Origin of the sequence: Marilutibacter maris, from assembly GCF_006546735.2 — a bacterium.
Classification (GTDB): domain Bacteria; phylum Pseudomonadota; class Gammaproteobacteria; order Xanthomonadales; family Xanthomonadaceae; genus Marilutibacter; species Marilutibacter maris.
The window spans coordinates 23010-35115 of sequence record NZ_VICD02000028.1 but is presented as its reverse complement, the minus strand read 5'-3'; the positions used below and the strand labels follow the sequence as shown (position 1 = coordinate 35115).

The following is a 12106-nucleotide window of genomic DNA, read 5'->3' as shown; positions in this document are numbered from 1 at the left end:
GGGAGCCGCTCATCATACAGCAGTTTTCGGGGCCGTCAACACCTTTCGAAGCCCTTTTTCCTGCCGCCCCTCCGCCGTTCAGCTCTCGCTTCCCGCCAGCGGGCCGCGCATCTTACAGCAACTTTCCAGACCGTCAACCACCCGCTGAAAACCGCCTCCAACACGCCCCGCCAATCAATCCTGCACCTCGGCGGGGCGCGCATTGTGCACATCCAATCCGACTTTGGGAAGGGGGTCGACGACAATCGTCGCCACAACGGCATATCTTGACGTCGTCGCAGCGGTAACCGATGGTCGGGCGCCGCGCATTCAGGATCCCCAGCATGTCCCCGCGAGCCCCTGCTTATCGCCGTTTCCCCTCGTTTTCCGGCCCGGTATTCCTGGTCGCCATGCTGGCCGCCGGCCTGGCCCTGCCCGGATGCGCGTCGGAGGGCGGCCGGTGGGTGGAAGTCGGCGGCACGCGCTACCAGGTCGAGATCGCCGACGATGATGCCGAGCGCGCCCGTGGACTGATGTTCCGCGACCGGATGGAGGCCGGCCACGGGATGCTGTTCATCCACGACCACGAGCAGATGCAGTCGTACTGGATGAAGAACACGCGGATTCCGCTCGACATCCTCTATTTCGACAGCGCCCGCCGTCTGGTGTCGCAGCAGCGCGACGTGCCGCCGTGCTCGCTGGGCAATGGCTGTCCGCCCTATCCCAGCAGTGCCCCGGCGCGCTACGTGCTCGAACTCAACGCCGGCGAGGCCGCGCGACTGCAGCTGGAGGATGGCGCGACGATGCAGTTCGGCCCCGCGATCGAGCCCAACAGCGACGACTGAGCAGGTCCAGGCGACAGCCCGCGCCGGTTCAGACCTGCATCATCTCGAAGTCGTCCTTGGTGACGCCGCAGTCGGGACAGGTCCAGGTGTCCGGCACGTCTTCCCAGCGCGTGCCGGGCTCGATGCCTTCCTCCGGCAGACCTTCAGCCTCGTCGTAGATGAAGCCACAGACAACGCACATCCAGGTGCGGTACGGCGCGATGACGTCGGAAACGGACATGGGCGGATAATGAGTGACCGATAGGGCCGCATTGTCACACGGATGCGGCGATGAGGAAGCCGAGCCATGAATCCATCCGTCGCCGCACCGCACCGCGGTGTCTACGCGATCACACCCGACAGCGCCGACACCGAACCGTTGTTGCGGCGCGTCGTGGTGGTGCTCGATGCCGGCATCGCCTGGCTGCAGTACCGGAACAAGACCGCGTCCGCCGCGCTCCGGCACGCCCAGGCCAGCGCATTGCTGCAGGCCTGCCGCGCGCATGGGGTGCCGTTGATCGTCAACGACGACTGGCAACTGGCCGCGCGGATCGGCGCCGACGGCGCCCATCTGGGCGAGGACGACGGCGACATCGCCCGCGCCCGCGAGGCGCTGGGACGCGACGCCCTGATCGGTGCGTCCTGCTACGACGATGCCGGCCTCGCACGTGCCGCGGTCGCCGCCGGCGCGTCGTACATCGCGTTCGGCGCATTCTTCCCCTCGCCGACCAAGCCCAATGCGCGCCGGGCGGCTCCGGCGCTGCTGGCCGCGACGGCCGGGCTGGGCGTGCCGCGGGTGGCGATCGGCGGCATCACCCCGGACAATGCTCGCCCGATAGTCTCCGCCGGCGCCGACCTGGTCGCGGTGATCAGCGGCGTGTTCGATGCGCCGGATCCGGCCGCCGCGGTGCGCGCCTACCGCGCCTGCTTCGACTGAACGCATCCCCTCACTTCCACAGACATCCCCACGCCATGAACCACGAACGCTCCCACGATCTGTTCACCCGCGCCCAGAGCCTGATTCCGGGCGGCGTCAACTCTCCGGTACGCGCGTTCCAGTCGGTCGGCGGCGAACCGTTCTTCGCCAAGCGCGCCGAGGGCGCCTATCTGTTCGACGTCGACGGCAACCGTTACATCGACTACGTCGGTTCGTGGGGGCCGATGATTGCCGGCCATGCCCACCCGGAGGTGCTGGCGGCGGTCGAGGGCACGATGCGCAACGGCCTGAGCTTCGGCGTGCCCAACGCGCTGGAGGTCGACATCGCCGAGGTGATCACCCGGATCGTGCCCAGCTGCGAGATGGTGCGCATGGTCAACTCCGGCACCGAGGCGACGCTGTCGGCGATCCGCGTCGCCCGCGGCGCGACCGGGCGCAGCCGCATCGTCAAGTTCGAGGGCTGCTACCACGGCCACGGCGACAGCTTCCTGGTCAAGGCCGGCAGCGGGGTGATGACCCTGGGGCTGCCGAATTCGCCGGGCGTGCCGGATGCGCTGGCCGACCTGACCATGACGATTCCGTACAACGACTTCGACGCCGCGACCCGGCTGTTCGAGGAGGTCGGCGACCAGATCGCCGGCCTGATCATCGAACCGATCGTCGGCAACGCCAACTGCATCCTGCCGCGCGAGGGCTATCTGCAGCACCTGCGCGAGCTGTGCACCAAGCACGGCGTGGTGCTGATATTCGACGAGGTGATGACCGGGTTCCGGGTCGCGCTGGGCGGCGCGCAGCAGCGTTACGGCGTCACTCCGGACCTGAGCACCTTCGGCAAGATCATCGGCGGCGGCATGCCGGTCGGCGCCTACGGCGGGCGCCGCGAGCTGATGTCGCAGGTCGCGCCGAGCGGCCCGATCTACCAGGCCGGCACGCTCAGCGGCAATCCGGTCGCGATGGCGGCGGGACTGGCGACCCTGGAACTGATCCAGGCGCCGGGCTTCCACGATGCGCTGGAGCGCCGCACCCACCAGCTGTGCGACGGACTGGAAGCGGCCGCGCGCGAGGCCGGCGTCGCCTTCCACACCACCCGTGCACCGGGCATGTTCGGGCTGTATTTCCGCGAGGGCCCGGTCGAGACCTTCGAGGACGCCAAGGCTTCGGACGGCGCGCGCTTCAAGCGCTTCTTCCACGCGATGCTCGAGCGCGGCGTCTACCTGGCGCCGTCGGCGTTCGAGGCCGGCTTCATGTCCGACGCGCACGGCGATACCGAGATCGCGCACACCATACTGGCCGCGCGCTCGGCGTTCGCCGAGGTCGCCCAGGCGGGGCGCTGAGGCAGGACATACGAGGCGAGCCGCCGCCATGTCGCGGCGTACGCCGCTCCTGCAGAGGCGCTCTCGCAACCTGCGCCGCCGATGCTTGAGATAGCGATGGGCGGTCGCGACGAAGAGGCCCCCACCCGCAGGCCTTGACCGCCTGCATCGAGACACGGAGAGGCCGCGCATCGCGCGGCCTTTTCGTTGGGGGCGGTTGGCGGGACGCCGGTAGGAGCGGGGTAGGCCGCGATCGGGCCTTCATGGGACAGCTTCATCGCGGCGTACGCCGCTCCTACCGGTACGAGTGCGGGAAAGCGGTTGCCGGATCAGCCGGCGACGAAATCGCGCAACGCGGCCTGCAAGCGCGCCATGCCGTCGGCGACGTCGACATCGTCGATGTTCAGCGCCGGCACGAAACGCAGCACGTCCGGACCCGCCTGCAGCATCAGCAGGCCATGGTCGACGCAGCGGTCGAGGATCTCGGCCGCCTTGCCGGCATGCCGCGGCCGCAGCTGGGCACCGATCATCAGCCCACGACCGCGCACCTCCGCGAACAGCCCGAACTCCGCGTCGACCCGCGCCAGCGCAGCGCGGATCGCCGCCGCCTGCCGCTCCACGTTGGCCCGCAGCGCCGCCGAGGACAGTTCGCGCAGGACCACGCGGGCGACCGCCGCGGCCATCGGGTTGCCGCCGAAGGTGGTGCCGTGGGCGCCGAACTGCAGGGTTTCGCTGGCCTTCGGACCGGCCAGCATCGCTCCGATCGGCATGCCGCCGCCCAGCGCCTTGGCCAGGGTGACCACATCCGGCACCACCGCGTAGCCCTCGCAGGCGAACAGGCGCCCGGTGCGCCCCATGCCGCACTGGATCTCGTCGAGCATCAGCAGCGCGCCGTGGCGATCGCACAGCGCGCGCAGCCCCTGCAGGAAGTCCTCCGTGGCCGGCATCACCCCGCCCTCGCCCTGCACCGGCTCGACCAGCACCGCGCAGACATCGCCGGCCGCCATCGCCGCCTCGGCCGCATCGAGGTCGTTGAAATCGCTGTAACGGAAACCGCCGGGCAGCGGCTCGAAACCCTCCTGGTACTTCGGTTGCGCGGTCGCGGTGACGGTCGCCAGGGTGCGGCCATGGAAGCTGCCGCGGAAGCTCAGGATCACCCGCCGCTCCGGCTCACGGCCCTGCGCGGTCGCCCAGCGCCGCGCCAGCTTGATCGCCGCCTCGTTGGCCTCGGCGCCGGAATTGCACAGGAACACCCGGCGGGCGAAGCCGCTGGCCTCGACCAGCTCCTGCGCCAGGCGCAACGGCGGCTCGCTGACGAACACGTTGCTGGTGTGCCACAACCGCTGCGCCTGGGCGGTCAGCGCCTCGACCAGGGCCGGATGGGCATGGCCGAGCGCATTGACCGCGATGCCGCCGCCGAAGTCGACGTACTCGCGGCCTCCGATATCGAAGATGCGCGAGCCCCGGCCGCGCTCCAGGACGATCCTGCGCGGGCGGTAGACCGGCACGTAGTAGTCGTCGGCGAGGGCGCAAAGGACGTCGTTGGGAGCGGACATGGGCGTGATGCCAAAGGAGGGAATGCGCATTCTCGCCGATCCACGGGCGGATGCGGCGCGAGGCCGGTCACGGGATGCGGCACGGCAAGATGCGTCACAATCGGGACGACCGGAGGAGACCGATGCGCCTGTTATTCGCCCCGCAACTGAACCCCGCCACCGAGACCGGCTGGCGACGGACGTGGTTCGACATCATCTACCGCCACGACACCCCGCCGTCGCGGAACTTCGACCTGATCCTGGTATTCGCGATTTTCACCAGCGTGCTGGTGATCATGTTCGACAGCGTCCCGCACATCCACCAGCGCTTCTCCGAATCGCTGTACGTGGTCGAGTGGGCGTTCACCCTGCTGTTCACCGCCGAGTACGCGCTGCGCCTGATGGTGGTGCGGCGGCCGTTGCGCTACGCGCTGAGCGTGTGGGGCCTGATCGACCTGCTGTCGATCCTGCCGACCTACCTGTCGCTGCTGCTGCCGGGCAGCCAGAGCCTGCTGGTGGTGCGGATCCTGCGCATTTTGCGGCTGTTCCGCATCCTCAAGCTGACCCAGTACGTCGAGGAGGGCGGCATCCTGATCAAGGCGCTGTGGCGCAGCCGCCGCAAGATCTTCGTGTTCCTGTGCGCGATCATGACCGTGGTGGTGATCTTCGGCGCGCTGATGTACCTGATCGAGGGCCCGCAGCACGGCTTCACCAGCATTCCGACCGGCATGTACTGGGCGATCGTGACGATGGCGACGGTCGGCTACGGCGACATCTCGCCGGAAACGGTACTGGGCCGGTTCTTTGCCTCGATCCTGATCCTGATCGGCTACAGCGTGATCGCGGTACCGACCGGCATCTACACCGCCGAGCTGGCCAGCAGCCTGCGCGAAGCCTCCGGTGCGGCCGGCCATCACGATGCGCGCGGCTGCCCCGAATGCGGACTGGAAGGCCACGACCCCGACGCCCTGCACTGTCGCCACTGCGGCCACCCCCTCCCCGCGGCCATGGGGTGAGCCGAAGGCGCCTGCGAACCACTGGTTCGCGCCTTCGGCGAACGCCCGGCGCGCTGCGCCGGGCCGGGGTGAGAGAGGGCGGCTTGCGAACCACCGGTTCGCGCCCGATCGAACGCCCGGCGTGCGACGCCGGGCCGGGCAATGCCTTATCGCGGCACTGCCGCGCGGCCTTGGCGAACGCCCGGCGCGCCGCGCCGGGCAGTGCCCTGTTCCAGCGCCGCGCGCCTCACCAACTCCCGGTGTTGGCCATCGACGCCCACGGCTCGGCCGGCGCCAGCGGTTCGCCCTTCTGCAGCAGTTCGATCGAGATGCCGTCGGGCGAGCGCACGAACGCCATGTGGCCGTCGCGGGGCGGGCGGTTGATGGTGACGCCCATGCCCTGCAGGTGGGCGCACAGCGCGTAGATGTCGTCGACCGCGAAGGCGAGGTGGCCGAAATTGCGGGCGCTGCCGTAGTCCTCGTCGTCGTAGTTCCAGGTCAGCTCGACCTCGCTCTCGGGGTTCTCCGGGGCGCCGAGGTAGACCAGGGTGAAGCGGCCCTGCGGCACGTCCTTGCGCCGGGTCTCACGCAGGCCCAGGCCGTCGCGGAAGAATTTCAGGGAGGCGTCGAGGTCGCGGACGCGGACCATCGCGTGCAGATATTTCATCGTGTCGTCCGATGTCGTGGGGGAACGGTTGCGGCGGCGACCGGCGTCACAGGAACAGGTCGGGCAGCAGCGGCCGCCCCGGCGCGACCGCGTAGGCGTCGAAGTCGGTCACACCGGCCTCGCCCAGCACCTCGTCGTCGATCAGGAACTGGCCGAAGAAGCCTGCCGCCGGGCGCGACAATACCGCGTGCGCGGCATCGCCCATGATCTCCGGGCGTCGGCAGGCCTCGGCCTCGACCCCCGGGATCATCCGGATCGCGTCGGTGGCGATCACCGTGCGCGGCCACAGCGCATTGATCGCGATGCCCTGGGGACCGAACTCGGCGGCCAGGCCGATGGTCAGCAGGCTCATGCCCATCTTGGCGTAGGTGTAGGCCACGTGCGGGCCCCACCACTTCGGGTCGAGGCTGGGCGGTGGCGACAGCGTCAGCACGTGCGGATTGGCGGCCTCGCGCAGATGAGGCAGACAGGCCTGGGTGCACAGGAAGGTGCCGCGCGCGTTGACCTCCTGCATCAGGTCGTAGCGCTTCATCGGCGTGTCCAGCGCGCCGCGCAGCCAGATCGCGCTGGCGTTGTTGACCAGGATGTCGACACCGCCGAAGGCGTCGACGGTCGCCGCCACCGCGGCGCGGACCTGGTCCTCCTCGCGGATGTCGCACTGGATCGGCAGCGCGCGGCCGCCGGCGGCTTCGACCTCGGCGGCCACGCTGTGGATGGTGCCGGGCAGCTTGGGGTTGGGGACGCCCGATTTGGCGACGATCGCGACGTTGGCACCGTCGCGGGCGGCGCGCAGGGCGATCGCGCGACCGATGCCGCGCGAGGCGCCGGTGATGAACAGGGTCTTGCCGGAAAGGGACATGGCGGTCGTCTATCGATGGGGAATGGAGATGGAGCGGCGGGTGAACGGCGGACCACGGCGAACGGGGCGCCGGCTCACGGCTTGGGCCCCTGCCCTTCGTTGTCCTCCCATTTGAGCAGGCGCCGGGTCACGAAGCGGTAAACCGGCTTGCCGGTCGCGAACCAGGCTTCGCGGACCCAGGAGTGGCGCTTGAGCACGCGCCGCTCGACCGGGGTCAGCGCGTCGGGACAGTAGGTGCGCTTGTGCTTGAGCAGGTGGCGCAGATCTTCGCGCGCGAGCAGGCGCATCCAGCGCGAACGCGGATTGCCGCGCACCGCCAGCTGGAAGTCGATGATGCCGGGACTGCCGTCGGCCAGCACCAGCCAGTTGGCCTCCTTGGCCAGGTCGTTGTGGGCGACGCCACGCCGGTGCAGGGACTGCAACCGCCGCCGCGCCTGGCGGAAGTAGGCCAGGTCGCCGCGTGGCGGGCGCTGGTACATCGCCGCGCCGTCCATGTAGCTGCGGTCGAGCCGGCGCCCGTCCCAGCGCAACAGCTGCGGCACCGCCTCCAGCCCGACCACCGCCTGCAGGCCGCGGGCCTCGCGCCGGGCCAGCCACCAGGCCGGCAGCCGCAGCCACAGCGGCACATGGGCCAGATCGCGGCGGACGAACAGCCCATGCGCGTCGCGCATCAGGGCGATGCGGCCGAAACTGTCGGCCTTCAGCGCGGAAACTTCGGAGGGGATCGCGTCGGAGGACATGCCCAGAGTCTAAGCCCCTCGGGCGCTCGCGGGGATTGCCGGGTGCCGCCGGAACGCGAATGCGGCCACATCCGCACCAATGACCTACGCCAATGCATGGCGCGTCCCTCATAATCTGTCGATGGACTCGGCCTGGATCGAAAGCGCGACCGCCTGGATCGCGGCACACCCCATCGCGGCGGGCGCGTTGATCTTCCTGATCGCCTTCTGCGACGCGCTGGTCATTCTCGGCATCTTCGTACCGGCGCTGCCGCTGCTGTTCGCGGTCGGCGCGCTGGTCGGACTGGGCCACATCAACGGCCCCTATGCGTTGGCCGCCGCGGCCGCCGGCGCCTTCCTCGGCGACGCGGTGAGCTACTGGGTCGGCCGGGTCTGGGGCCCGCAGCTGCGGCAGACCTGGCCGTTCTCGCGCTATCCGCAATGGCTGGACCGGGGCGAGCTGATGTTCCGGCGGCGCGGCGCGATGAGCATCGTGATCGCGCGTTTCGTCGGCGCGGTGCGGCCGTTCGTGCCGGCGATCGCGGGCATGCTGCGGATGCCGCTCCCGCGCTACCTGGTGCCGAGCCTGCTCGCCTCGATCGGCTGGGCGGGCCTGTTCCTCGCCCCCGGCTGGATACTGGGCGCCTCCTACGAGGCGGTGGCCGCGGTCGCCGACCGCCTGGCGATCGTGCTGGGCACCCTGCTGGCGGTGCTGGCGCTGGTCTGGGCGGCGGTGCTGTACACCTGGCGCTGGTTCGCGGCCCATGCCGACAACCTGCTCGCCCGCGGCCTGTCCTGGACCCGCAAGCACCCGCGCCTGGGGCGCTACGCGGCGGCCCTGGTCGACCCCAACCGCCCCGAATCGCCGTCGCTGGTGATGCTGGCGGTGTGCCTGCTGGCGATCAGCTGGGCCTGGTTCACCCTGCTGGCGACCCTGCTCGCCAGCGGCGGACCGCTGGCGGTGGACCAGGCCATCCATGCGTTGATGTGGAGCCTGCGCAATCCGCTCGCCGACCGCCTGATGGCGGGACTGGCCAGCCTCGGCGATACCGCGGTGCTGGGTACCGCGTCGGCGGTCACCCTGGTCTACCTGCTGTGGCGGCGGCGCTGGATGGCCGCCGCGCACTGGATCGCGGCGATCGTGTTCGGACTGGTGCTGACCGCGCTGCTGGAAACCGCGATCGACATGCCGCGCCCGCCGACCGCGCCGGCCGGATTCGGTTTTCCTTCGGTGGCGGTGACCATGACCACGGTCGTGTTCGGCTTCTTCGCGGTGCTGATCGCGCGCGAGCTGCCCGGGCGCAAGCGGGTCTGGCCGTACCTGGTCGCCGGCATCGCCACCGCCCTGATCGGCTTCGCCCGCCTGTACCTGGGCGCGCACTGGCTCAGCGACCTGATCGGCGGCAGCCTGTTCGGGATCCTGTGGCTGCTCGCGCTCGGCCTGGCCTACCGCAGCCACGTCGCCCGCTCGTTCTGGATGCGACCGTTGGCGTGGATGTTCTACGGCAGCTTCCTCGCCGCCGCGCTGTGGCACGCACCGCGGGCGGCGGACGGCCTGCTGGCCAAGTTCGAGGCCGCCGCACCGCTGCGGATCGTCGAGGCCGAGCGCTGGTGGAACGACGGCTGGGGCGAGCTTCCCGGTCGTCGCGACGAGAGCGACGCGCGCCGGCGCTGGTTGCTCGACATGCAGGTGGCCGGACCGCTGGCGCCGCTGCAGGCGGCGCTGGAGGCCGAGGGCTGGCGGGTGCAGCCGCAGGCGGACTGGACCGCGACGATCGGCCTGCTCGACGACGACATCCCCGCCATCCGCCAGCCGGTGCTGGCGGCGACCCTGGACGCGCGCGCGGAGACGCTGCTGATGCTGCACGATGCGCCGCCGGGCGCGGACGGTGGCGAACGCCTGTACGCGTTGCGGCTGTGGCCGGCGCCGGTCGCGCTCGACGACGGCAGCCCGCTGTGGCTGGGCTCGACCCAGCGGCTGCACCTGGCGCGTCCGCTCGACGCCGCCGCGCTGTGGCGACCGGAGCCGGACGACGGCGAGGCCTTCGACCGGGTACGCGATGCACTGTCGGACTTCGCGCCGATCGAGCAGCCGCATCCGGACACCGGGCAGCCGGTGCTGCGGCTGCGCACCCGCTCCACGACGCGGTAGTCCGCGCCGGTGGCTCCCGGCGGGCTCAGGGCAGCAGCGACAGGACCTGTTGCAGGCGCTCGTGGGGGTCTTCGATCTGCAGCAGGGCCTGGCGCTGGGTGTCGTGCAGCGGCAGCATCTCGGCCAGCCGCCAGCCGACCCAGGCGGCATCGTCGAAACGCTCGTTCGGGGCGCTGGCGTGCTCGCCGCCGAACTTCTCGATCACTTCGTGCAACAAGGTCGCCAACAGGCCGTGCTCGGGCCGCAGCGGCTCGACCGCGTCGGCCCCGCACCAGCTGATCTCGGCCACCTGCAGGCCGTTGTCGCGGACCCGCACCCGGTGCACGTGGAAGCGGCGCCGCCCGCGCACCCGCAGGGTCAGCAGGCCGTCGTCGCCGGTGCCGAAGTCCTCGATCGCCGCCTCGGTGCCGTAGGCGGCCGCCGAGGTCACGGTGCCGGCCTCCTCACCCTCCAGGATCATGCAGACGCCGAAGCCGCGGCCGGTCCGGCTGCAGTCGCGGACCAGGTCCAGGTAGCGCGGCTCGAACACGCGCAGGCCCAGCGCGGCCCCCGGCAGCAGCACCGCGTGCAGGGGGAACAGTCCGATCGTCTCGATGGGCGTGGTCGGCTCCGGCATCGCGACCAGTGTACGCATCGGTGTCAAGGCGGCGAGAGGACACGCCATGCGCCGCCGCCCAGCAGGGGGCGTCGCGCCCCCGGCCGGCCATCGCCGTCGCAGCGTACTCAGCCAGCGCCCTCGTCCAGTGCCTCCAGGAAACGTCGCGGTGCGCCGTCGAAGCCGCCGTTGGACATGAACACCACATGGTCGCCGTCGCGCACCCGCTCGCACAGGCCGGCGATCAGTGCATCCACGTCGGCCACCGCGACGCCTTCGCCGCGCAGCGCCGACACCACCTTGCCGGCGTCCCAGGCCAACTCCGGGCGATGCAGGAACAGCACCGTGTCGGCGCCGTCCAGCGACGGCGCCAGCGCCTCGGCGTGCGCGCCCAGGCGCATCGAGTTGCTGCGCGGCTCCATCGCCACCACGATGCGCGCGTCGCCGACTTTCGCGCGCAGGCCGGCCAGGGTGGTCCGGATCGCGGTCGGATGATGGGCGAAGTCGTCGTATACGGTCACCCCGCGCGCCCGGCCGAGCAGCTCCATGCGCCGCTTGACGCTGCGGAAGTCGGCCAGCGCCGGCAACACCCGCGTCAACTCGACACCGACCGCGGCGCAGGCGGCCAGGGCGGCGAGGGCGTTCATCACGTTGTGCCGGCCCAGCAGCGGCCAGCGCACCTCGCCGATGTCCACGCCCCGGTGCAGGACGACGAAGTGGCTGCCGTCCTCGGCCAGCAGTCGCGCGCTCCAGTCGAATCCGGCCTGTCCGTCCGCCCGTGCGCCGGCATCCAGGCCGAAGGTCTCCACCGGCGTCCAGCAGCCCATCGCCAGCACCTCGGTCAGACGCGGGTCCTCGCCGTTGACGATCAGCCGGCCGCGGCCGGGCACGGTGCGCACCAGATGGTGGAACTGGCGCTGGATCGCGGCCACGTCGGGAAAGATGTCGGCGTGGTCGTATTCGAGATTGTTGAGGATCGCGACCAGCGGGCGGTAATGAACGAACTTGCTGCGCTTGTCGAAGAACGCGGTGTCGTACTCGTCGGCCTCGACCACGAATTCGCGCCCGCTTCCGATCCGCGCCGACACGCCGAAGTCCTCGGCGACGCCGCCGATCAGGAACCCCGGTTCGCGCCCGGCCGCCTGCAGCAGCCAGGTCAGGATGGTGGTGGTGGTGGTCTTGCCGTGGGTGCCGGCGACCGCGAGGGTGTCGCGACCGGGCAGGACCCGTTCGCTGAGCCATTGCGCGCCGGAGGTGTAGCGGCGCCCGTCGTCGAGGACCCGCTCGACCGCCGCATTGCCGCGCGACAACGCGTTGCCGACCACGATCTCGTCGCAGTCATCGGAGATGTTCCGGGGCAGGTAGCCCTGCTTCAACGCGATGCCGAGCCGCTCGAGCTGGGTCGACATCGGCGGATAGACCGCCTGGTCGCTGCCCTCGACTTCGTGGCCGAGTTCGCGCGCCAGGGCGGCGACACCGCCCATGAAGGTACCGGCGATGCCGAGGATGTGAAGTTTCAAGCGAAGGGTTC

At 70.6% G+C, this 12106-nt stretch carries 13 protein-coding genes; 6 read left to right on the top strand and 7 right to left on the bottom strand.

Going from position 1 to position 12106, the window contains the following annotated elements:
* On the top strand, nucleotides 1–270 hold a 270-nt coding region (locus FKV24_RS19465; protein ID WP_211371757.1), incomplete at its 5' end, for a hypothetical protein.
* Between the two features lie 119 nt (nucleotides 271–389).
* Nucleotides 390–824, top strand: coding sequence for a DUF192 domain-containing protein (locus FKV24_RS02605; RefSeq protein ID WP_111267453.1), 435 nt, complete (start codon nucleotides 390–392; stop codon nucleotides 822–824).
* 28 nt (nucleotides 825–852) lie between these two features.
* Here FKV24_RS02605 and FKV24_RS02600 read toward each other — a convergent pair whose 3' ends face one another.
* Entirely contained in the window at nucleotides 853–1044 is a 192-nt protein-coding gene (locus FKV24_RS02600) for a rubredoxin (RefSeq protein ID WP_111267454.1), read from the bottom strand.
* Nucleotides 1045–1110: 66 nt separating this feature from the next.
* On the opposite strand from FKV24_RS02600, the gene thiE reads away from it, so the two are divergent.
* Nucleotides 1111–1740 (top strand): thiamine phosphate synthase, encoded by a 630-nt coding sequence (gene thiE / locus FKV24_RS02595; protein WP_141481094.1) that lies wholly within the window; start codon nucleotides 1111–1113, stop codon nucleotides 1738–1740.
* 35 nt (nucleotides 1741–1775) lie between these two features.
* Nucleotides 1776–3074: a glutamate-1-semialdehyde 2,1-aminomutase gene (gene hemL / locus FKV24_RS02590; RefSeq protein WP_141481093.1), complete on the top strand. Its 1299-nt coding sequence runs from the start codon at nucleotides 1776–1778 to the stop codon at nucleotides 3072–3074.
* Between the two features lie 308 nt (nucleotides 3075–3382).
* Here the strand turns inward: hemL and FKV24_RS02585 are convergent, their stop codons facing one another.
* Nucleotides 3383–4609 (bottom strand): acetylornithine/succinylornithine family transaminase, encoded by a 1227-nt coding sequence (locus FKV24_RS02585; protein WP_111267457.1) that lies wholly within the window; start codon nucleotides 4607–4609, stop codon nucleotides 3383–3385.
* A gap of 122 nt (nucleotides 4610–4731) precedes the next feature.
* Between FKV24_RS02585 and FKV24_RS02580 the strand changes: the two genes are divergently transcribed.
* Entirely contained in the window at nucleotides 4732–5604 is an 873-nt protein-coding gene (locus FKV24_RS02580; protein WP_111268173.1) for an ion transporter, read from the top strand.
* 226 nt (nucleotides 5605–5830) lie between these two features.
* On the opposite strand, the gene FKV24_RS02575 is transcribed toward FKV24_RS02580, so the two are convergent.
* From FKV24_RS02575 to FKV24_RS02565, 3 genes are all read right to left on the bottom strand, one after another.
* Nucleotides 5831–6250, bottom strand: a complete 420-nt coding sequence (locus tag FKV24_RS02575; RefSeq protein ID WP_141481092.1) for a VOC family protein — start codon at nucleotides 6248–6250, stop codon at nucleotides 5831–5833.
* Nucleotides 6251–6296: 46 nt separating this feature from the next.
* Nucleotides 6297–7109 carry an SDR family oxidoreductase gene (locus FKV24_RS02570; RefSeq protein WP_141481091.1) on the bottom strand — a complete coding sequence of 271 codons (813 nt, stop codon included), beginning with the start codon at nucleotides 7107–7109 and terminating at the stop codon, nucleotides 6297–6299.
* Between the two features lie 74 nt (nucleotides 7110–7183).
* Nucleotides 7184–7849: a protein kinase family protein gene (locus FKV24_RS02565; protein ID WP_141481090.1), complete on the bottom strand. Its 666-nt coding sequence runs from the start codon at nucleotides 7847–7849 to the stop codon at nucleotides 7184–7186.
* Nucleotides 7850–7970: 121 nt separating this feature from the next.
* Between FKV24_RS02565 and FKV24_RS02560 the strand changes: the two genes are divergently transcribed.
* Nucleotides 7971–9980, top strand: coding sequence for a bifunctional DedA family/phosphatase PAP2 family protein (locus tag FKV24_RS02560; RefSeq protein ID WP_141481089.1), 2010 nt, complete (start codon nucleotides 7971–7973; stop codon nucleotides 9978–9980).
* A 25-nt stretch (nucleotides 9981–10005) separates the two neighbouring features.
* Here the strand turns inward: FKV24_RS02560 and FKV24_RS02555 are convergent, their stop codons facing one another.
* Entirely contained in the window at nucleotides 10006–10614 is a 609-nt protein-coding gene (locus tag FKV24_RS02555) for an LON peptidase substrate-binding domain-containing protein (protein WP_111267462.1), read from the bottom strand.
* A gap of 89 nt (nucleotides 10615–10703) precedes the next feature.
* Nucleotides 10704–12095 carry a UDP-N-acetylmuramate:L-alanyl-gamma-D-glutamyl-meso-diaminopimelate ligase gene (mpl, locus tag FKV24_RS02550; RefSeq protein WP_283016194.1) on the bottom strand — a complete coding sequence of 464 codons (1392 nt, stop codon included), beginning with the start codon at nucleotides 12093–12095 and terminating at the stop codon, nucleotides 10704–10706.
* Nucleotides 12096–12106: the final 11 nt, after the last annotated feature.